Consider the following 21,196-nt stretch of genomic DNA (forward strand, 5'->3'; position numbering starts at 1 on the left):
CACCGTGACCCATGTTGAGTCAGCAAAGCTCAACTTTGGAAGGGTCGATATGTCTTCAGCTCAGAACCTGCCGGTGCTGTTCCTGACCGATCCGATCGTGCTTCCGGGCATGGTCGTGCCCATCGAACTGGACGAGTCCGCGCAGGCCGCGATCGACGCCGCGGTGGCGGGCAAGACCGGCGCCGTCTTGGTCGCGCCGCGGTTGGACGAGGGGTACGCGTCGTACGGCGTGGTCGCCACCATCGAACAGGTGGGGCGGATGCGCGGCGGAGCGCCGGCGGCGGTGTTGAAGGCCGAGCGGCGCGCGCGGATCGGGCACGGGGTGACCGGGCCGGGTGCGGCGCTGTGGGTGGAGGCCGAACCGGTCGAAGCCGTCGAGCCGGATCAGGCGACCCTCGACCTGGCCGCGGAGTACAAGAAGCTGGTCGTGGCGGTGCTGCAGCGGCGTGAGGCCTGGCAGATCATCGACGTGGTCAACCAACTCGACGACGTGGAAGCCATCGCCGACACCGCCGGCTACGCGCCGTACCTGTCCGCCGACCAGAAGCGTGAACTGCTGGAAACCCCCGACGTGGTGCACCGGCTGACCCGGCAGCTCGAGTGGATCAAAGACCACATCGCCGAGGTCGAGGTCACCGACAAGATCTCCGAAGACGTCCGCGACGGCATGGAGAAGTCCCAGCGCGAGTTCCTGCTGCGCCAGCAACTCAACGCCATCCGCAAGGAACTGGGCGAAGACGAACCCGACGGCGCCGACGACTACCGCACCCGCGTGGAGAACGCCGACCTGCCCGACAGCGTGCGCGCCGAGGCGTTGCGCGAGGTCGGCCGGTTGGAACGCTCCAGCGACCAGAGCCCGGAAACCGGCTGGATCCGCACCTGGCTCGACACGGTCCTGGACCTGCCGTGGATGGTGAAAACTGAAGACAGCACCGATGTTTCGGCCGCCCGCGCGGTCCTCGACGCCGACCACCACGGCCTCGGCGAGGTGAAGGACCGCATGGTCGAATACCTGGCCGTGCGTTCACGTCGGGCCGCGCGCGGTCTCGAGGTGGTCGGCGGACGTGGTTCGGGCGCGGTGCTGGTGCTGGTCGGCCCGCCCGGAGTCGGCAAGACATCGCTGGGCGAATCCGTCGCAAAAGCCCTGGGCCGCAAGTTCGTTCGCGTGGCCCTGGGCGGCGTGCGCGACGAAGCCGAGATCCGCGGCCACCGTCGCACCTACGTCGGCGCGCTGCCCGGCCGGATCGTGCGTGCGGTGAAGGAAGCGGGTTCGATGAATCCCGTTGTCCTGCTGGACGAAATCGACAAGGTCGGCTCCGACTTCCGCGGCGACCCGGCCGCCGCCCTGCTCGAGGTCCTCGACCCCGCCCAGAACCACACCTTCCGCGACCACTACCTCGACCTGGACCTGGACCTGTCCAACGTCCTGTTCATCGCCACCGCCAACGTCATGGACACCATCCCCGGCCCCCTGCTGGACCGCATGGAGATCATCACCGTCGACGGCTACACCGAAGCCGACAAGGTAGCCATCGCCCGCGACTTCCTGATCCCCCGCCAACTGGAACGCAATGCCCTTACCTCCGAAGAGGTTTCGATCACCGACGCGGCATTGCGCGAGATCGCGGCCAACTACACCCGCGAGGCCGGGGTGCGTCAGATGGAGCGCCTCGTCGCAAAAGCCTTGCGCAAGGCGGCAACTCGCCTGGTGACGGCCACCGTCGAGGGCGCCGGGTCAGGTAACGACGCCACGCTCGGCGAGAAGGTCGGTCTCGCCAACGGTGCCGCAGGTCATGCGGACTCGGCGCTCGACAAGAGTGCCCCGCTCGTCGACAAGGGTTCGCTCGGCGAGGGCGCGGTGCTGGGTTACGACCCGGAACTCGGGTACGACAACGTCATCGACATCGCGGCCGGTCCACAGCCGGTCGGCCAGGCGACAAGTCTGACCGTCGACATCGACAACCTCACCGACTACCTCGGCCGCCCCCGCTTCACCCCGGACTCGATGGAGCGCACCTCCGTCCCCGGCGTAGCAACGGGCCTCGCGGTGACCGGTGCGGGCGGCGACGTCCTGTACATCGAGGCCAACGGCGCCGAAGGCGAACGCTCCCTCACCCTGACCGGCCAACTCGGCGACGTCATGAAGGAATCCGCCCAGATCGCCCTGACCTACGTCCGCTCCCACCTCGAGGAGATCGGCATCGAACCCAAGGTCCTCGACCGCAACCTGCACATCCACTTCCCCGCGGGCGCAGTCCCCAAGGACGGCCCGTCGGCAGGCGTCACCATGGTCACCGCCCTGGTCTCGCTGGCGCTGGGCCGCCCGGTCCGCGGCGACGTCGGCATGACCGGCGAGGTCACGCTGAACGGCAGTGTCCTCCCGATCGGCGGCGTGAAGCAGAAACTCCTAGCCGCCCAACGAGCAGGCCTGAAGACCGTCTTCATCCCGGCCCGCAACGAACCGGACCTCGACGAAGTCCCGGCAGAAGTCCTGGCCGCCCTGAACGTCCGCCCCGTAGCCGACGTGGCTGACATCCTGGCCTACGCCATCGAACCCATCGCCGAACCCGCCGCCGACGGCAAGACCTTCGCCGTCAGCGCCTGACCGACAGCCGACGGCAAGACCTCGCCGTCAGCGCCTGACCGAACCGGCAACGGGCCGCGCACAGCCACCTGTGCGCGGCCCGTTCTCGTCCGCGGCCCCAACGAACCGGCATAATCACGCACTTCGCGTCTCCCCAGTCAGATATCTGATCGAAACGAGCCGAAGTGCGTGATTACGCCGGTCTCATCAGGGTTCCCCGCGCATCAGCACATCGGAGGACGACGCTCCCACGGACTCCTACTCCGCGGCGACCATGGACCACGCCTGTGCGCCGACGGCTTTGTTCGGGGTGATCGCTGCGAACTCGTCGGTGGCCGGTTCCTCGGCGGGTTCGGTCTCGGGTGCGTCTGTCGGTTCGTCGCCCTCGTCGTCGGTCTCGTCGAGGTCCTCCTCGGCGAGATCCTCGGGCTCGTCGCGTCCGAGTTCCTGTTCCACGCGCCGGGTCGTCCCCTGCGCGACCGCGCACAGAATCGGCTCTTCACCTTCGGTTTCCGCGTAGACGTCGCAGTGGGTGACGGCCTGACGACGGGTGGCGCCGAGAACCGTGGCGTGCACGCGCAGACGTTCACCCTGTGCGGGCCGCAGGTAGGTGATGGTGAAACCGCCGGTAAGAACGTTGGGGCCCAGGACGGTGCCCGCGGCGAAGGTGAGCGCGTTGTCGGCGGCGTAGGCGAGTACCCCGCCGTGCACGAAGCCGAACTGCTGGCCGTGCTCGGGCTGGATGTCGATCACGAGAGTGGCTGCCCCGTCACCGAATTCGATGAGGTCGGTGCCGACCAGACGGGCGAACGGTTGCGCGGCGAGCACCTGGCGCGCCAGGTCGAGGTCGAGGGTGGAAGCTTCGGTCGGCATCGGGTGTTCCGTTCTTCGAGTTGCGTGCCCTGCGTGAGTTGCGTTGTCCTGCATGGTGTCTATTCGGTGCCGTCGGCCCGCAGTGTCGCCCACGCGGCGGCGGCGAGTTCGGCGGCGACATCGGTTGGCGCGGTACGGATATTGCCACCAAGCCACTGTCGCGAGTATTCCTGTGCCGCACCCAGCCACAGCGCGTAGACCAGGTCGAGCTCGAGGTCGCGCACCGTGCCGTACCCCGAGTGGGTCCGCCACCAGCGCCGGACCGCGGTGAAGAACTCCACATTGCGCTCACTCTCGCGCACACCGGGCGGCCGTGCGGTGGTGAGAATCGTTGCGCGGTACTGATTTTCCTGCACCCAGCGCAGGTGCGCGTGCACCCCGGCGACGACGCCCGCGTGCGCGTCGACACTGTCGGCCACGGCATCCCAGAAGTGCTGCTGATAGTCGGTGAGCGCATTCACCCAGACCTGCCGGTAGAGATCGGCCTTGTCGGGAAAGTGGTGGTAGAGCGCCCCGACGCTGGCTTCGGCGGCGGCGCGGATGTCGTTCAAGGTGGCTTCGAGGACACCGTGTTCGGCGAACTGTCGCTCCGCGGCGAGCAACAACCGATCTCGGATCTTCATGTACAGAATTTAGTTCTGTTTCGGCGGTTGCGCAAGAGGCGACCACGAATTGTGGCCGCGATGAGGTATGACGGAACAGTGCCCCGGTGGCTCCTGCATGTGGATCTCGACCAGTTCCAGGCGGCGGTGGAATTCCGACGCCGCCCCGAGCTGCGCGGCCAACCGGTCATCGTCGGCGGCGAAGGCGATCCCGCACAGCCCCGCAAGGTCGTGACCTGCGCTTCCTATCCCGCCAGGGCCTATGGCGTGCGGGCAGGCATGGCCTTGAAGATGGCGCAACGCAAGTGCCCCGACGGTGTCTTCCTACCCGTCGACATGGCCGCATACGAGGTCGCTTCCGAGGAAATCATGGCCACACTGGGCCGGGTGGCAGGCGCGGTCGAGGTATGGGGCATGGACGAAGCCTTCGTCGCCACCGACGACGATCCCTGGCACCTTGCCGCCGAAATCCGCACCGCCATCATCGAACTCGGCCTCACCTGCGCGGTCGGCATCGGCGACAACAAACTCACCGCCAAACTGGCCACCGGCTTCGCCAAGTCCACCGGCAAGACCGCAGCCGTTCCCGAACACGAAAAAGGCGCAGCCACCGGCATTTTCGAACTCACCGCCACCAATTGGGCCCAACTCATGGGTCCCCGCCCCACCGACTCCCTCTGGGGTGTCGGCACCCGAATCGCCAAACGCATGGCCGACCTCGACATCACCACCGTCGCCGACCTCATGGCCGCCGACCCCGCCCGCCTAGCCGCCGAATTCGGCCCCAACACCGGCCCCTACCTGCGGGTCCTTGGCCACGGCAAAGGCGACACCGAACTCTCCACCACACCCCGAACCCCCGTGGGCCGCAGCAAATCCGAGACCTTCCCCCACGACCTCACCGACCCCGAAGAAATCCACCGCGAAGTAGCACGCCTGGCCACCGAAGTCGCCGAGGAAGTCCGCGAACACCACCGAATCAGCACCCGAGTAGCGGTCACCGTCCGCACCAAAACCTTCTACACCCGCAGCAAACAACAAAAACTCCCCGCCCCCACCGACGACATCCCCACCATCGTCGCCACCGCCCTCGACATCATCGCCCGCTTCGACCTGGACCGCCCCGTCCGCCTCCTAGGCGTCCGCCTGGAACTGCTGGACACCTGATCACCACGCTCTGACGCAAGCATCGCCCGAGAGGCCTCCGCCACCAGCGCGTGGTGATCAACTGACCAGCTGGTTGCGCCTTATCGGGCGGGTGACCGCCCGGAGGCGCCCGTTGAACCTATGCTCGGCTGCATGGAGTTCTCAGCGATGGTGGCCAGGGAAGCTGACGGCGGGATCGTGCTCGCCCGCGAGACGGTGGGGGATGACTTCCTCGGCACCGGGGACGTGACGATCGAAGTCCACTACTCGAGCGCGAATTACAAAGACCTGCTGGCGATTACGCCCCGCGGCGGGGTGGTACGCAACTACCCGATCGTGCCCGGCATCGACATCACCGGCGAGGTCATCGCCTCCGATTCCGACGACTTCGCCCCCGGCGACCAGGTCATCGCCCACGGCTACGAACTGGGCGTGTCCCGCAACGGCGGCTTCGCCGAATACACCAGGGTCCCCGCCGACTGGGTCGTGAAGCTCGACGGCCTCGACACCCGCGACGCGGCCACCATCGGCACCGCCGGCTTCACCGCCGCCATGAGCGTGCAGGCCCTGCTCGACCACGGCCTCACCCCCGACGACGGCGCGGTCCTGGTCACCGGCGCGACCGGCGGTGTGGGCACGGTCGCCATCGACATTCTCTCCGGCCTCGGCTACGAAGTCATCGCCTCCACCGGCAAAACCGACGCGGGCGACCTACTCGCCGAACTGGGCGCCAACGAGGTAATCGGTCGCCTGCCTCTGGATCCCGACGCCAAGCCCCGCCCGCTCAACAAGGCGAACTGGGCTGCCGCAGTAGACAGCGTCGGCGGCCCCTCGCTGGCCTACGTCCTCAGCGCTATCGGCTACGGCGGCGCGGTAGCCGCCAGCGGCCTCACCGGCGGCGCCGACGTACCCACCACTGTCCTGCCTTTCATCCTCCGCGGCGTCAGCCTGCTCGGCATCGACTCGGTCCAGCTCCCGATCGAAAAGCGTCGGACGTTGTGGGCAGCGCTGGGCAAAGAGCTGCGGCCGCAACACCTTTCGACCATCGAGTCGTTCACCCCGATCACCGAAGTGGGGGCGGTCCTGCAATCCATCAAGGACGGCACCCACTCGGGCCGAACCGTGATCGGTGTAGCCAACGAGTTCTGATTCAGTTGGGGTGGTGCCGCAGTGTGGGTAGAGCGCGCGCCGAGAACAGGGCTGTGTCTATTAGCGGCTGGCGCCGCGGTTCTCGGCGCTTGACTCCGCCTCTTCCCTCCCTACGGGTACTCCTTCGTCGCACCCTTCGGTCAGTCCATCGGCGGAGGCGCGCCGAGAACACTGTGTTTACTTGCGGCTGGTGCCGCGGTTCTCGGCGCTTGACTCCGCCTCTTCCCTCCCTGCGGGCACTCCTTCGTCGCACCCTTCGGTCCATCGGCGGAGGCGCGCCGAGAACACCCAGGGATGGCGGCCAGGGTCAGGCGATGGCTGGGGTGATCGGGGTGGTGGGGTCTTCGGCGAATTGGGTTCGGTAGAGCTCGGCGTAGCGGCCGTCGGCGTTGAGGAGGGTGGTGTGGGTTCCTCGTTCGATGATTCGGCCGGCTTCCAGGACCAGGATTTGGTCGGCGGCTCGGATTGTGGACAGGCGGTGGGCGATTACCAGGGCGGTGCGGCCGGTGAGGGCTTCGGCCAGGGCGGCTTGGACTGCTGCTTCCGAGGTGGAGTCCAGGGAGGCGGTTGCCTCGTCGAGGATGACCACTCGGGGTTGTTTGAGCAGGAGGCGGGCGATGGTGAGGCGTTGGCGTTCGCCGCCGGAGAGGCGGTAGCCGCGTTCGCCGACCACGGTGTCGAGGCCGTCGGTGAGGGTCGAGATCAGGTCGCCTAGGCGGGCGCGGTGCAGGGCGTCCCAGAGTTCGGGTTCGGTGGCTTCGGGGCGGGCCAGCAGGAGGTTGGCGCGGATGGTGTCGTGGAACAGGTGGCCGTCCTGGGTGACCAGGCCGACGGTGCGTTGGATGGATTCGGTGGTGAGGTCGCGCACGTCGGAGCCGTTGAGGCGGACGGCGCCGGAGTCGACGTCGTACAGGCGCGAAACCAGTTGGGCGATAGTGGATTTGCCCGCACCGGAGGAGCCGACCAGGGCGATGAGTTGGCCGGGTTCGGCGCGCAGGGACACCTCGTGCAGCACCTCGACGCCGCCGCGGCTGTCCAGGGTCGCGACGTCTTCCAGGGAGGCGAGCGAGACCTTGTCGGCCGACGGGTAACCGAAGTTCACGCCGTCCAGTTCCACGGCGACCGGACCGTCGGGCACATCCACCGCGTGGGGTGCGTCTTCGATCAGCGGCTTCAGGTCCAGGACCTCGAACACGCGCTCGAAACTCACCAGCGCGGACATGATCTCCAGACGGGCGCTGGCCAGGGCGGTAAGGGGGGTGTACAGGCGGGTGAGCAGCAGCGACAACGCCACGACCGAGCCGGCGTCGAGGCTGCCCTTCAGCGCGTACCAGCCGCCCAGGCCGTAGACCAGGGCCAGGGCCAGCGCGGAGACCAGGGTGAGCGAGGTGACGAAGGTGGTCTGCAGCATGGCGGTGCGCACGCCGATGTCACGCACACGGGTGGCGCGCACGGCGAACTCCGACGACTCCTGCGCCGGCCTGCCGAACAGCTTCACCAGGGTGGCGCCGGGTGCGGAGAAACGTTCTGTCATCTGGGTGCTCATGGCGGCGTTGAGCTGGGCGGCTTCGCGTTGCATGGCGGCGAGTTTGTTGCCCGCGCGCCGAGCCGGAATGACGAACACGGGCAGCAGCACCAGCGCGAGCAGGGTGATCTGCCAGGAAATGCTGAGCATCACCGCCAGGGTGAGCAGCAGGGTGACCAGGTTGGTGATCACACCGGAGAGGGTGTCGCTGAACGCGCGCTGGGCGCCGATCACGTCGCTGTTCAGGCGGCTGACCAGCGCGCCGGTGCGGGTGCGAGTGAAGAACGCGACGGGCATCTTCTGCACGTGATCGAACACGGCGGTGCGCAGGTCCAGGATCAGCCCCTCGCCGATGCGCGCCGACAGCCAGCGGATGGCGATGCCGAGCGCCGCGTCGGCAATGGCAAGCCCGGCGATGGCGAGCGCGAGCAACACCACGGTGCGCGCCGCGGCGCCGTCGACGATGCCGTTGACCACGCGCCCGGCCAGCACCGGCGTCGCCACGCCGAGCACCGCGGCCAACACGCTGAGCAGCAGGAAGCCGACGATCCGCCGCCGGTGCCCCTGCGCGAACCGCAGGATCCGGCGCGCGGTGACGGTGCTGAACGGTCGCTGCTCGTCCGGCGCGTTCATGCGCCGGTACATCTGGCTGTACGCCACGGATTCGATACTCACTGCCACTCTCCTCGCGGTTCCCCACCCATTGAACTCCTGCCCACCGACACTAGAACCTCAACAAAGGTTGACCGCAAATCCTTTCCGCGGGCACTCCGGTCCCGCATACGGCGAAATCGGCCGCCGCATCCCGGCTGATCGCCAGGTCGGATCGACAGCCGGAGGGCGGAGCCTCGACTCCCGAATAGGCTGGTCGCGTGGACGACGACCGGATCGCGGACAAGCTGGCCGATGCCCTGCGCGCCCGAATCGGCTGCACAGTCGACGCCTCGCCCCGCAGACGCGTCGAGTACTCCTCCGACGCCTCCAACTACCGCGTAAAACCCACCATGGTGGTGTTCCCACGCGGCGATGACGACGTCGCCGAAACGATCCGCTTCGCGCGCGAGAACGGCCTGCCCCTCACGGCAAGAGGCGCAGGCACCTCGGTGGCGGGAAATGCCATCGGACCAGGCATCGTGCTGGATTTCAGCAGGCACATGAACACCGTCCAAGCCGTCGACGTCGAGGCGCGAACGGCCACCGTGCAGCCGGGTGTAGTCCTGTCGGATCTACAACGCCGGCTACGCCCGAACGGACTCAGGCTGGGCCCCGACCCATCAACCCAGGATCGCTGCACCCTGGGCGGAATGATCGGCAACAACGCCTGCGGCCCCCACGCCCTGGCCTGGGGCCGCACCTCCGACACCGTGCGCGAGCTGCGCATTCTCGACGGCACCGGCACGTACAGAACCCTCGGCACCGACCTGACCGCCGTGCCCGGCCTGGCAAGTTTCACCACCAGAAACCTGGCAGTCCTACGCACCGAATTGGGCAGATTCGACCGTCAAGCCTCCGGCTACAACCTGGAACACCTTCTGCCAGAACGCGGTTCGTCGGCAGCCAAGGCATTCGTGGGCTCCGAGGGAACCTGTGGATTGCTGACGGAAGCGACACTAACGCTCACCCCAACGCCCGCGGCAACTGTGCTCACAGTGCTCGGATACCCCGACATCGCCACTGCCGCAGACGATATCGCCGCAGTAACCCGATGCGCCCCCATCGCAGTCGAAGGCATCGACGCAGGCCTGGTAGACGTAGTCCGCGCCCACCGAGGAACCGTTCCCGACCTCCCGAAGGGCCGCGGCTGGCTCTTCGTCGAAACCGCGGGCACCAGTCCCGCCGAGGCCGAAGCCCTAGCCCACCAACTCTGCCGAGAAACCAACGCCGACGACCACCGCATCGTCACCGATCCCGTTGCCACAGCGGCACTCTGGCGAATCCGAGCCGACGGAGCAGGCCTGGCAGGCCGTACCCCCGACGGCAACCCGGCTTGGCCCGGCTGGGAAGACGCCGCAGTCCCACCCGAAAACCTCGGCACCTACCTCCGCGAATTCGCCGACCTGACAACCGAATACAACCTCACAGGCCTGCTCTACGGCCACCTAGGCGACGGCTGCATCCACGTCCGCCTCGACTTCCCGATCACCGACGCCCCGCAACGCTTCCGCGAATTCCTCGTAGACGCCACGGAACTCGTTGTGCGACACGGCGGCTCACTGTCAGGCGAACACGGCGACGGCCGAGCGAGATCCGAACTCCTAACACTCATGTACTCCCCAGCAGCCCGCGCCGCCTTCGCAGGCTTCAAAGCCCTCTTCGACCCAGACAACATCCTCAACCCAGGCATCCTCGTCGCCCCGAACCCCGTCGACGCCGACCTGCGAGTAGCCGGATTAAAGCCAGTCACCGGAACAGGCTTCGCCCTATCCACAGACAACGGCGATTTATCCACAGCTGTGCACAGATGTGTAGGAATCGCCAAGTGCCGCGCGGACACTCGCCAAGCCGGGGGCTTCATGTGCCCCTCCTACCTGGCCACCGCCGACGAAAAGGACTCGACCCGAGCCCGCGCGAGAGTCCTCCAAGAGGTAGTCCGAGGCGAACTCGATTGGCGCGCACCGGCAGTCGAACAATCCCTGGACTTATGCCTGTCCTGCAAAGCCTGCGCCTCCGACTGCCCCGCGGGCGTCGACATGGCCACCTACAAATCCGAGGCACTGTACCGCCGCTACAAAAACCGCCCAAGACCCCTGGATCACTATGTCTTGGGCCAACTTCCACGCTGGCTGGCCATCGCCCAACGCTTCCCCCACCTGGCCAACGCCATCACCGCCCGCCCGTACCTCCGCCGAGCAGGGATGCGCCTGGCAGGAATTGATCCCCGCAGAGACGCACCCCCACTCGCACCGAAACCCTTGCGGCGCAACTGGACCGAGCGCAACCAGCAACCAAAGACAGTCATGCTGTGGATAGATTCCTTCACCGACGCCTACGACCCCGAAAACGCCCAAGCCGCAACCCAACTCATCGAACAACTCGGCTACACAGTCACCATCCCCAAAACAAGAGTCTGCTGCGGCCTCACCTGGATCAGCACCGGCCAACTAGACGGCGCCCGCACCCGCCTGAAAGCCACCCTCGACGCCCTCACCGACCACGTGGCAGCAGGCGGCCAAATCGTAGGCCTAGAACCCTCCTGCACAGCCACCCTCAAAGCCGACCTCCCAGAACTCCTCCCCAACGACCCCCGAGCCCACCAGGTAGCCGCCGCCGTCAAAACCCTCGCCGAATTCCTCACCGCCCACCCCGACTGGCACCCACCCCACCGCCCCAACGACACGGTCATCGTCCAACCCCACTGCCACCAGCACGCCGTCGGCGGCTTCGAACCCGACCGAAAAATCCTCACCGCAATGGGCGTCACCATCGAAGAACTAGCAGGCTGCTGCGGCCTGGCAGGCAACTTCGGTATGCAAAAAGGCCACTACGACGTCTCGAAAGCGGTAGCGGAAAACGCCCTGCTCCCAGCCCTGCGCAACGCCGCCCCGAACACCATCTTTCTCGCCGACGGCTTCTCCTGCCGAACCCAAGCCGCCCACCTGGCCAACACCAAGGGCGTACACCTGGCCACCTACCTCCGGGACCGCGCCGTGGATTGACCCAGCTCACAGGCGCACAATGGTCCAATGCCCGAGACCCTGGACCCCGACCTGGCCGTGGCCGGTCTGTCCAGAACAGTCCGATCGACCAGGCCCTTCGACGTAGACCTCACCGTCTCCCCCCTGCGCAGAGGCGCCGCCGACCCCTGCCACCACGTCACCCCCGACGGCGCCCGCTGGCACGCCTCCCGGATGCGCACCGGCGAGGTCACCTTCCGCCTCACCCAGGACGGCCGCTACGGCGCCGCCGCCCGCGCGTGGGGCCCCGGTGCCGAGGAGTTCCTGGCAGGCCTGGAAACCATGCTCTGCCTCGAAGAAGACCTCGACGACTTCACCCCGCAGCACCCCAAGATCAAAGAAGCGCACCGCACCGTCCCCGGCCTGCGCATGTTGAGAACCGGCCGGGTGCTCGAGTCGCTGATCCCCGCCATCCTCGAACAGAAAGTGCACACGAAGGCGTCCTGGGCGTCGTGGCGCACGCTGGTCCGCGAGTTCGGCACGAAGGCGCCGGGACCCGCACCGCAGGGCCTGATGGTGCCGCCCGACGCCGAGACCTGGCGGTTGATCCCGTCCTGGAAGTACCACCGAGCCAATGTCGGCCCGCAGCGCGCCCAGACCATCGTGCGCGCGGCGCGAGTCGCGGATTCGATCGAACGCACCGCCGCACTGCACCCGGCCGAGGCCGCGCAACGCCTGCGCAGCCTGCCCGGCATCGGCGTGTGGACCGTCGCGGAAACCGCACAGCGCGCCTTCGGCGATGCCGATGCGCTGTCGGTCGGCGACTACCACCTGGCGGCTGTGGTGGGTTGGACCCTGCTGGGCCACCCGATCGACGACGACACGATGGTCGAATACCTGCGCCCGCTACAACCCCACCGCTACCGCGCGGTGCGGCTGCTGGCGCTGAGCGGGCAGGCCCGCAAACCCAAATTCGGCCCGCGCGACCCGATCACCGACCACCGACACCACTAACGCGTGGCGCGCTCGTCCAACACGCAGCGCCCCGCTTCGACCAGCGTCTTGCGCGCGCGCCTGCGCACCCGACACTCGTCGACGGTGCAGTCCAGATGCAATTGCATTGCGGCATGGGCTTGTTCGGGTTCCATCGGGCCCGGATCGCTGCCGCAACTCAGCAGTGCAGCAGCGATATGCATGTTCAGCTCGCTCAGTTGCATACGCCCAGCACAGCACGCAAACGCCGGGCTAACGGTCAGTACACGCCCAGGATTCGAGATTTCCGCGAATTCCCAGCACAACATCCAAGGGGGAGAGCAGGATTCCCCATAGTGGACGAATTCCACCGTCGATTCGGGGCTGGGAGCGGATGGCGGGCGTGCGAACACGGGCAGGAGTGGGGCAGTGGCTGTCAATGCATCGATCGGAACGGAACCGTCGGGGGTCTCGTCGACGTTGCCGCGCCGACAATTAGGCCGGTACCTGCGCGATTGGCGCACCCAGGCCGGGCTCACGATCGCCGAGGCGGCCCGGCTGATGGAGTGGGGCGCCAGCACCCTGCAGCGCCTGGAAAAGGGTCAGGCCGACCGGATCAGAACCATCGACATCCACGAACTGTGCCGCATCTACGGCATTCCCGACCATCTCGCCGAGGGACTCACCGGCCTGGCGCAGCAGGCGGCTGTCAAGAGCTGGTGGCACGCCTACGGCGATCTGATCCCCGAGAATTTCGATGTCTATGTGGGTTTGGAGGCCTCGGCACACCGCCTACGCGCCTATCAATCCGAGCTGATTCCCGGCCTGCTACAGACCGCGGAATACGCGAGAGCGCTGAATCACCTTGGCTTCCCACAGGATTCGACCGACGAGGTCGACCGCCGGGTAGCGCTGCGTCTGCAACGTCAGGCCTTGATCACCCGCAAGCACTCACCCGCCGAGATCGATGTGGTGCTGCACGAATCGGTATTGCGCAGCGTCGTCGGTGATGCGAAGGTGATGGCTGCGCAGTTGCGACACCTCGCCGATGCGAGTACTCGAAGTAATGTGGCAGTGCGCATCCTGCCGTTTGCCGCCGGCGTGCCGCTCGGAGTCTCCACCGGACCTTTCACGGTTCTCGAGTTCGGTACCGACAGCAAGGGGCAACCGGTCGAACCTCCGGTGGTGTACGCCGAAGGCTTCACCGGCGACCTCTACCTGGAACGACGCAGCGATGTTCGAAGGTACGAGCGGGCACATGTTTGCCTCCAGCGTGATTCGCTGGATATCCAACCGAGTAGAAACCTGCTGCGGCAGGTCGCGAAGGAGTATGTGGCATGAGTTTCGATCTCGTCGACGCACACTGGTTCAAGAGCACTCGTAGTGGCGCGGGCAAGGATTGCGTCGAAGTTGCCTTCCTGTACGGCGGGCAAGTCGGCGTGCGCGACAGCAAGAATCCCGGCGGGCCTGCCCTGGTCTTCGACGGCGCCAGCTGGGACGCGTTCACCCGCGGTATCGACGCGGGCGGTTTCGCGTGAACACCAAGCGCGACATCGACACCAGCGACGCCACCTGGCAGCGTGCGGGCACCGACGACGGCAGCGTGGAGGTGGCGATGCTCGCGGAAGGCCATGTGGCACTGCGCGACAGCAAGAACCCCGACGGTCCGGTGCTGATTTTCACGCCGAGCGAATGGACCGCTTTCACCGCGGGCGTGCACGATGGTGAGTTCGACCGGCCGTAGATCACGCGACGATAAACTTTCGGCATAGGGCGAGGTTTGGTGCGGTGCCGGGCGGGTAGCCCAGGTATATGGACCGAGGGTTGAAGAAGATGCCACCCCGGTACCGGAGGCTGGCGCCTGAGGACGGGGTGGAACGCCTGATCGTGATCCTGCTTTTCGCGGTATCGGCGGTCGGAATCTTCGTGCTCACCAGCTCTTTGCTGTCGGCGCTGTTCATCGGATTACTGGTCGGATTAGTCGCGATGGGGACTGTAGCTGTTTTGTAAACGGTTGTCGCTGCGGGGGTTTCGCGCCGCAGCGTCATCAGTTCGCTACCGCCGGAACAATTTGTTGCCCAACCACACAACGGGATCGTATTTGCGGTCCACGACCCGTTCCTTCAGGGGAATCAACGCGTTATCGGTGATCTTGATGTGCTCAGGACACACGTCGGTGCAGCATTTGGTGATATTGCAATAACCCAAACCCGCTTCCTCCTGCGCCATTTCGCGCCGATCACGGGTGTCCAGCGGGTGCATCTCGAGTTCGGTGATGCGCATCAGGTAGCGCGGGCCCGCGAAGGCAGGCTTGTTCTCCTCGTGATCGCGCACCACATGGCAGGTGTCCTGACACAGGAAGCACTCGATGCACTTGCGGAACTCCTGCGACCGTTCCACGTCGATCTGCTTCATCCGATAGTCGCCGGGCGCCAGACCGGGCGGTGGCGCGAAAGACGGTATCTCCCTGGCCTTCTCGTAGTTGAACGAGACGTCGGTGACCAGGTCCTTGATGATCGGGAACGTGCGCATCGGGGTGACGGTGATGACGTCGTCGGGTGTGAACGTCGACATGCGCGTCATGCACAACAGCCGCGGGCGCCCGTTCACCTCCGCCGAACACGAACCACACTTACCCGCCTTGCAATTCCAGCGCACCGCGAGGTCGGGGGTCTGGGTGGCTTGCAGGCGATGGATGATGTCGAGCACCACCTCGCCCTCGTTCACCGCCACCGTGTAGTCCTGCAGGCTGCCGCCGTCGATGTCGCCGCGCCAGACCCGGAACCGGGCGTCGTATCCCATGGTTACGCCTTTCCCTCGGCTGCCGGGTGCTCAGCCAATTCTTGGTCGGTGTAGTACTTTTCGAGCTCGCTCAGTTCGAACAGGGCGAGCAGGTCGTCGCGCATCGGCGACTGATCGGCGGGAGTGACTGTCACGCTGGGGATCTCGGCATCGGAGGAGGGATCCACCGAACACACCAGCAGGGTGTTGCGCCAGTCCGGGTTCATGCCGGGGTGGTCGTCTCGGGTGTGGCCGCCGCGGCTCTCGGTGCGCAAAAGTGCTGCCTGCGCGACACATTCGCTGACCAGCAGCATGTTGGCCAGGTCCAGCGCGAGGTGCCAGCCGGGGTTGAAGGGCCGCTTGCCCTCCACCTTCACGTTCGCGTATCTGGCGCGCAGCTCGTTCAGCTTGTCGATCGCCTCGCGCACCTCGTGCTCTTTGCGGATGATGCCGACCAGGTCGTTCATCGTCTGCTGCAGCTCCGAATGCAGGGTGTACGGGTTCTCGCTGCGGCTGTGTGCCGACGAATCGAACGGTGCCAGAGCGACATTCACCGCCTTGTCGACATCGGACTCCGCCGGCACCGGCTTGGTGGTCAACTGCTGGACATACGCCGAAGCGCCCAACCCCGCCCGCCGACCGAACACCAACAGATCCGACAGCGAGTTCCCGCCCAGCCGGTTCGAACCGTGCATCCCACCGGAACACTCACCGGCAGCGAACAATCCGGGCACCAGCGCCGCGCCCGTATCGGGATTCACCTCGATCCCGCCCATCACGTAGTGGCAGGTCGGCCCGACTTCCATCGGCTCGGCCGTGATGTCGACATCGGCCAACTCCTTGAACTGGTGGTGCATCGACGGCAGCCTGCGCACGATCTCGTCGGCGGGCATCCGGGAGGCGATGTCGAGGTAGACGCCGCCGTGCTCGGTCCCGCGGCCCGCCTTGACCTCTTCGTTGATCGCCCTGGCGACCTCGTCACGGGGGAGTAGATCGGGCGTGCGGCGCGCAGAGTCGTTGTCGCGCAACCACTGATCGGCTTCTTCCTCGGTTTCGGCGTACTGGCCTTTGAACACCGGCGGGATGTAATCGAACATGAACCGCTTGCCCTCGGAGTTCTTCAGCACGCCACCGTCACCGCGCACGCCCTCGGTGACGAGGATGCCCTTCACGCTGGGCGGCCAGACCATGCCGGTGGGGTGGAACTGCAGGAACTCCATATTGATCAGCGTCGCGCCGCAGCGAAGGGCGAGCGCGTGGCCGTCGCCGGTGTACTCCCACGAATTCGACGTGACCTTGTACGACTTGCCGATGCCGCCGGTAGCCAGCACCACCGCCGGTGCGGAGAACAGCACGAAGCCGCCCGATTCCCGCCAGTACCCGAATGCGCCTGCGATAGCGCCTGCGTCAGTGAGCAATTCAGTAATCGTGCACTCGGCGAAGACCTTGATCCTGGCCTCGTAGTCACCGGTCTCCGCGTAATCCTCCTGCTGCAGCGACACGATCTTCTGCTGCATCGTGCGGATCAGTTCCAGCCCGGTCCGGTCGCCGACATGCGCCAGGCGCGGATACGTGTGCCCACCGAAGTTGCGCTGACTGATCCGGCCGTCGGGTGTTCGATCGAACAGTGCCCCATAGGTTTCCAGCTCCCACACCCGGTCGGCGGCCTCCTGCGCGTGCAGTTCGGCCATCCGCCAGTTGTTGAGGAACTTGCCCCCGCGCATGGTGTCTTTGAAGTGCGTCTGCCAGTTGTCCTTCTCGTTGGCGTTGCCCATCGACGCCGCGCAACCACCCTCGGCCATCACCGTATGTGCCTTGCCGAACAACGACTTACACACCACCGCGACCGAAAGCCCTTGTTCGCGTGCCTCGATCACCGCGCGCAGACCCGCGCCGCCCGCACCGATCACTACCACGTCGTAGTCGTGCCGTTCTACCTCTGGCATTGCGTTCCGAACTCCTCGCATTGTCGCGGTGTCAGTTGACGAACCGCAGGTCCGAAATGGTGTGGCTGGCCACCAACATCACGTAGAAGTCGGTCAGCACCAGGGTGCCCAGCGTGGTCCAGGCCAGCGCCATATGGCGGGTGTTCAGCTTGGAGATCTGGGTCCAGTACCAGTACCGCACCGGGTGGGCGGAGAAGTTCTTCAGCTTGCCGCCCACGATGTGCCTGCACGAATGGCACGACAGCGTGTACGCCCACAGCAGGATCACGTTCACCAGCAGCACGATGTTGCCGAGGCCGAAACCGAAACCGCCGCTGCTGCCGTGGAACGCGGTGACCGCGTCATAGGTGTTGACCAGCGAAACCACCAGCGCCACGTAGAAGAAGTAGCGGTGCGAGTTCTGGATGATCAACGGCAACCGCGACTCGCCGGTGTACCGCGCGTGCGGCTCGGCCACCGCGCAGGCGGGCGGGGACAGCCACACCGAACGGTAGTAGGCCTTGCGGTAGTAGTAGCAGGTCAGCCGGAACCCGAGCAGGAACGGCAGCACCACGAACCCCAGCGGGATCCACATCGGCAACTCGGGAAAAGGTGTACCGAAATGCGCCGACCCCGGCACGCACGACTCGCTCAGACACGGCGAGTAGAACGGGGTCAGATAGTGGAACTCCGGCACCCAATAGGCCGTGCGCACAAAGGATCTGATCGTCGCGTAGGTGACGAACGCGCCGAGACCGAGGGCGGTGAACAGTGGGGGCAGCCACCAGCGGTCGGTGCGCAGGGTGCGTGCGGAGATCCGGGCGCGCGTTCTGCTGAAGACGCCGGTGCCCGTGGCGGGAGTGGTGGTCGGTGCGGCACTCACGGTGGATGCCTCGCTGATCTTCGATTGCGGCAGTGATCATTACCCGCCGCGATGGATTGTGATGTGGAGCACCATACGCCTGTGTTCGGGCCGCTCGCGGTGGGTCTCACGCACTCGGTACGCGGGCATGGCGGTGATCTCGATCACAGCGGTGACGGCCGTGACGGGCCGTCATGCCGGTGCAACAAACCTGTGGTGGCCTAGGTCAACAGTTCCCCGCACCGGGGAGAGGAGCGTGACGCGCAATGAGAAGAGCCGCGATCGTGGCACCTGTCCGAACGCCCAGCGGCGTCGAAGGCGGTGCGCTGTCGGGGATGCCGGCCGAGTGGTTGGCGACCACGGTCTTATCGGCGGTGATCCAACGGTCGGGCATCGACCCGTTGCGCATCGACGATGTGGCCATGGCCTGTCTCGACGGTGTCCTCTCCGATGCCCCCGCCGTCGGATCGCTGGCCGCGCGTGGGGCCGGATTGCCTTTCGCGGTACCGGGATTCGTCACCGACAAGCACGGCGGCAGCGGACTGCAGGCGGTGATCACCGCGGCGATGATGGTGCAGACCGGTGCCGCCGATGTGGTGGTCGCGGGTGGGGTGGAGTGCGCGTCGGCCGCGGCGGGACTGCCGGGCGGGGCCGCGGGATTGCACAACGCGGAGCGGTTGGCGCACTACTACGGCATCGACCGCAGTGCCGCTGACGAGTTCGCGGTCGCCAGTCATCGCAAGGCCTCGCGTGCCTGGCGGCAGGGTGCGTTCGCGGCTGAGGTGGTCGGGGTCGGCGCCGGTTATGGCACGCACCAGATCACGCGTGATGAAGGGGTACGCGACGATCTGTCGACCCACACTCTGGCCGGGTTGCGGCCGCTGCTCGCCGATGGCGTGGTGACCGTGGGGAACATGAGTTCGCATCGGCTCGGGGCATCGGCGTGCCTGGTCGTGGCTGAGGATCGGCTCGATGAGTTGGGACTGACGCCGATGGCGTTCCTCGCCGGGTGGGCGGCGGCCGGGTGTGACAGCGAAGGGCCCGGACTCGGGGCAGCGCCCGCGGTGTCGAAGCTGCTCGGGCGGACCGGGTGCTCGCTGGATGAGATCGATTTGCTCGAGATCAACGAGGGGTATGCGGTGGAAGTGCTGGCGCTTGCCACCGAATGGGAGTTGGACCCGCTGGATCGGTTGAATGTGAACGGGTCCGATATCGCGCTCGGGCATCCGGTGGGGGCCACCGGGCTGCGGATCATGACCACGATGCTGCACGAGCTGGGGCGTACCGGTGGGCGGTATGGGCTCGAGGCGATCGCGTTGGGGCACGATCACGGGATCGCGGCGCTGTTCGAATCGGCGGAGGTGGCCGAGCCGGTCGAGGTTCCGCGGGGCGCTCGGTTTCATGGGTCGCGGACTCGGCGGTTGGGGCGGCATCGGGCTTGAGGTTGTTTTAGGGGCGTAGCAGGACTGCCCGTTCGGGGTCGTGGGCATGAGGCGGCGCGGCGACCCCGGGTTCAGGGCGCCGCGCCGTTGGTCTCAGGCTCTACTTCGTTCTGGGGCGGGAGTGGAAGCCCAGGCCTTCGTCTTGGGCGCCCATCCAGGCTGCTTCGTCCGATTTGCTGTCGGGGACGTAGATCGGGTCGGAGCGGCGGGGGACGGCCAGTTCGGGCGGGGGTGCCTGTTCGAAATCCTCGGCGTCGATGACCAACCGCTCGAGATCGTTCTCCAGGCGGCGGATGGTGGCCGCGTCGCCATAGTTGGACCGCAGTGCGCCGATCGATTGCCGGAGTTGGCCGACCGCGTAGCGCAGTTCCGCAACATCGCTGCGTGTCATCGTTACCTCCTGATGTAGATGGCGGGCATACCGACTCGCCGGATCACGGGTACGCCCCGAAAAGTCCCGGGCCGCACTGCACCGAGCTGTGTGACTCACCACACAACGTGATCTCCACCACAATAACGGATCTTTTCGGTTTGCGCTCAGTTCTGTGGGGGATCACAGGATTGCCATCGGGTAACTGTTCGCTCACCCCGCCACGGCGTAGCGGGCGCGCACCCCCGAGCTCGCGCGTTCGACCAGCGCGGTGAGGCAGTGCGCCACCTCCTCGGCGCAGTCCAGGATCACGCTGTGCCCGGCGCCCTCGATCCGCACCAACTCCGCACCCGACAGCTGCGAGGCCAACACCACCGAATGCGCGAACGGCACCATCAGATCCGCCGAACCCGCCAACACCAGCGCGGGCAGATCGCCGAAGCGGTGCAGGGTGTGGGCCTCGTCGAAGTCCAGCAGCGAACTCAGGAAACCCGACATGGTCAGCAGCGCGGTCTCGTTGAGCACCGCGGTCGCGATCGCGGCCACGCGTGGATTCACCCGTCGGGTGCCCGTGCTCGCTTCGCGGATCAACGGCCCGACGATCCAGCGCGACAAGCGTTTCGACGCCTGCATCACCCGCGGCGCGTGCACGACCGCGTGCTGCAGCGAGGCCACGGCGTGCCGGTTGAGCAGTCGACCCAGACCCACCTGCGCGATCCCACCCGCGGCCCCCGCGAGCAACCCGATCCCCGCGACCCGATGCCCGATCGCGTCGGGGTACAGGCGGGCGTAGGCGAGCACCACCATCGCGCCCATCGAATGCCCGACCAGCACCACCGGCCCGGTCGGCGCGACCGCGCGCAGCACCGCGTCCAGATCGGTGGCCAGCTGGTCGATCGTGTACGTGGCGTGGTGGGCGTGCCCGGATTCGCCGTGGCCGCGGTGGTCGTAGAACACCATGCGGGTGTCGTCGTCCCACTGCAGCCGCAGATGTTCGCGCAGGAACGACCAGGATTCGGTGTGCAGGCAGTGGCCGTGCACGAACACCACGGTCAGCGGGGCCTGCGCGGCGCCGAAGGTGCGGACCGCGATCGGCACGCCGTCGTCGGCGACGACAGTGCACCGGCGACCGTCGGTTTCGAGAGGGAAGGTCTTCGACATCGCGGCCTCCTCTGTCGCGCGGAACGCACCTGGGGTGGCGAGTTCCTGCTGGTGTTTTCGGACTAGATTTCCAGCGCGTTAACCCGTCAACCCTGGCGTTATCCACCCGATGCGCAACCGATCCCGGGCGGGCTCATGCCGTTACTCAGGGGAGTATTCAGCCGTCTACGTTCTTTGCTAGAAACCTGTA

General features: G+C 66.5%; 18 protein-coding genes and 1 pseudogene. 10 read left to right on the forward strand and 9 right to left on the reverse strand.

What is annotated here, in order from left to right:
• Positions 1–49 precede the first annotated feature (49 nt).
• Positions 50–2,605, forward strand: coding sequence for an endopeptidase La (lon, locus tag ACFWU5_RS13520; RefSeq protein WP_379267365.1), 2,556 nt, complete (start codon positions 50–52; stop codon positions 2,603–2,605).
• Between the two features lie 444 nt (positions 2,606–3,049).
• Here the strand turns inward: lon and ACFWU5_RS13525 are convergent.
• Together ACFWU5_RS13525 and ACFWU5_RS13530 are read right to left on the reverse strand one after the other, a co-directional pair.
• Positions 3,050–3,457: pseudogene (locus ACFWU5_RS13525) on the reverse strand (PaaI family thioesterase); the annotation flags it as partial.
• Between the two features lie 59 nt (positions 3,458–3,516).
• On the reverse strand, positions 3,517–4,080 hold the full coding sequence (locus ACFWU5_RS13530; RefSeq protein ID WP_379267366.1) for a TetR/AcrR family transcriptional regulator: 564 nt from the start codon (positions 4,078–4,080) through the stop codon (positions 3,517–3,519).
• Positions 4,081–4,158: 78 nt separating this feature from the next.
• Between ACFWU5_RS13530 and ACFWU5_RS13535 the strand changes: the two genes are divergently transcribed.
• Complete coding sequence (locus ACFWU5_RS13535; RefSeq protein ID WP_379267367.1) at positions 4,159–5,226, forward strand: DNA polymerase IV; 1,068 nt, start codon at positions 4,159–4,161, stop codon at positions 5,224–5,226.
• A 132-nt stretch (positions 5,227–5,358) separates the two neighbouring features.
• Complete coding sequence (locus ACFWU5_RS13540; protein WP_379267368.1) at positions 5,359–6,354, forward strand: acryloyl-CoA reductase; 996 nt, start codon at positions 5,359–5,361, stop codon at positions 6,352–6,354.
• 307 nt (positions 6,355–6,661) lie between these two features.
• On the opposite strand, the gene ACFWU5_RS13545 is transcribed toward ACFWU5_RS13540, so the two are convergent.
• Positions 6,662–8,554: an ABC transporter ATP-binding protein gene (locus ACFWU5_RS13545; RefSeq protein WP_379245417.1), complete on the reverse strand. Its 1,893-nt coding sequence runs from the start codon at positions 8,552–8,554 to the stop codon at positions 6,662–6,664.
• Positions 8,555–8,751: 197 nt separating this feature from the next.
• On the opposite strand from ACFWU5_RS13545, the gene ACFWU5_RS13550 reads away from it, so the two are divergent.
• Both ACFWU5_RS13550 and ACFWU5_RS13555 read left to right on the forward strand, forming a co-directional pair.
• Positions 8,752–11,535, forward strand: coding sequence for an FAD-binding and (Fe-S)-binding domain-containing protein (locus tag ACFWU5_RS13550; protein ID WP_379267369.1), 2,784 nt, complete (start codon positions 8,752–8,754; stop codon positions 11,533–11,535).
• A 27-nt stretch (positions 11,536–11,562) separates the two neighbouring features.
• A complete protein-coding gene (locus tag ACFWU5_RS13555) occupies positions 11,563–12,507 on the forward strand; it encodes a DNA-3-methyladenine glycosylase family protein (protein ID WP_379267370.1) in 945 nt (314 codons plus the stop codon).
• Here ACFWU5_RS13555 and ACFWU5_RS13560 read toward each other — a convergent pair.
• Positions 12,504–12,710: a hypothetical protein gene (locus ACFWU5_RS13560; RefSeq protein WP_379245422.1), complete on the reverse strand. Its 207-nt coding sequence runs from the start codon at positions 12,708–12,710 to the stop codon at positions 12,504–12,506. The two genes, ACFWU5_RS13555 and ACFWU5_RS13560, sit on opposite strands and share 4 nt — an antisense overlap.
• A gap of 184 nt (positions 12,711–12,894) precedes the next feature.
• Here ACFWU5_RS13560 and ACFWU5_RS13565 point away from each other — a divergent pair, with 184 nt between their 5' ends.
• The 4 genes from ACFWU5_RS13565 to ACFWU5_RS13580 all read left to right on the forward strand — a co-directional run bounded on the left by ACFWU5_RS13565 (position 12,895) and on the right by ACFWU5_RS13580 (position 14,475).
• A complete protein-coding gene (locus ACFWU5_RS13565; RefSeq protein WP_379267371.1) occupies positions 12,895–13,806 on the forward strand; it encodes a helix-turn-helix domain-containing protein in 912 nt (303 codons plus the stop codon).
• Positions 13,803–14,003 carry a DUF397 domain-containing protein gene (locus tag ACFWU5_RS13570; protein WP_379245426.1) on the forward strand — a complete coding sequence of 67 codons (201 nt, stop codon included), beginning with the start codon at positions 13,803–13,805 and terminating at the stop codon, positions 14,001–14,003. The genes ACFWU5_RS13565 and ACFWU5_RS13570 overlap by 4 nt, the downstream gene beginning before the upstream one ends.
• Complete coding sequence (locus ACFWU5_RS13575) at positions 14,000–14,209, forward strand: DUF397 domain-containing protein (protein ID WP_379267372.1); 210 nt, start codon at positions 14,000–14,002, stop codon at positions 14,207–14,209. Before ACFWU5_RS13570 ends, ACFWU5_RS13575 begins: the two co-directional genes overlap by 4 nt.
• A gap of 128 nt (positions 14,210–14,337) precedes the next feature.
• Positions 14,338–14,475, forward strand: coding sequence for a hypothetical protein (locus ACFWU5_RS13580; RefSeq protein WP_379267373.1), 138 nt, complete (start codon positions 14,338–14,340; stop codon positions 14,473–14,475).
• 45 nt (positions 14,476–14,520) lie between these two features.
• Here the strand turns inward: ACFWU5_RS13580 and ACFWU5_RS13585 are convergent, their stop codons facing one another.
• The 3 genes from ACFWU5_RS13585 to ACFWU5_RS13595 are packed head-to-tail and all read right to left on the reverse strand — an operon-like array spanning position 14,521 to position 18,054.
• On the reverse strand, positions 14,521–15,267 hold the full coding sequence (locus ACFWU5_RS13585; RefSeq protein WP_379245432.1) for a succinate dehydrogenase/fumarate reductase iron-sulfur subunit: 747 nt from the start codon (positions 15,265–15,267) through the stop codon (positions 14,521–14,523).
• A gap of 2 nt (positions 15,268–15,269) precedes the next feature.
• Complete coding sequence (locus ACFWU5_RS13590) at positions 15,270–17,192, reverse strand: fumarate reductase/succinate dehydrogenase flavoprotein subunit (protein WP_379267374.1); 1,923 nt, start codon at positions 17,190–17,192, stop codon at positions 15,270–15,272.
• A 31-nt stretch (positions 17,193–17,223) separates the two neighbouring features.
• Positions 17,224–18,054 carry a hypothetical protein gene (locus ACFWU5_RS13595; protein ID WP_379245436.1) on the reverse strand — a complete coding sequence of 277 codons (831 nt, stop codon included), beginning with the start codon at positions 18,052–18,054 and terminating at the stop codon, positions 17,224–17,226.
• Between the two features lie 245 nt (positions 18,055–18,299).
• On the opposite strand from ACFWU5_RS13595, the gene ACFWU5_RS13600 reads away from it, so the two are divergent.
• Positions 18,300–19,475, forward strand: a complete 1,176-nt coding sequence (locus ACFWU5_RS13600) for an acetyl-CoA acetyltransferase (RefSeq protein ID WP_379267375.1) — start codon at positions 18,300–18,302, stop codon at positions 19,473–19,475.
• A 100-nt stretch (positions 19,476–19,575) separates the two neighbouring features.
• Here ACFWU5_RS13600 and ACFWU5_RS13605 read toward each other — a convergent pair whose 3' ends face one another.
• Both ACFWU5_RS13605 and ACFWU5_RS13610 read right to left on the reverse strand, forming a co-directional pair.
• Positions 19,576–19,866 carry a hypothetical protein gene (locus ACFWU5_RS13605; RefSeq protein WP_379245440.1) on the reverse strand — a complete coding sequence of 97 codons (291 nt, stop codon included), beginning with the start codon at positions 19,864–19,866 and terminating at the stop codon, positions 19,576–19,578.
• 192 nt (positions 19,867–20,058) lie between these two features.
• Positions 20,059–21,006 (reverse strand): alpha/beta fold hydrolase, encoded by a 948-nt coding sequence (locus tag ACFWU5_RS13610; RefSeq protein ID WP_379245442.1) that lies wholly within the window; start codon positions 21,004–21,006, stop codon positions 20,059–20,061.
• Positions 21,007–21,196 lie beyond the last annotated feature (190 nt).

This window comes from Nocardia sp. NPDC058640 (genome assembly GCF_042716995.1).
In the GTDB taxonomy this organism is placed as follows: Bacteria; Actinomycetota; Actinomycetes; order Mycobacteriales; family Mycobacteriaceae; genus Nocardia.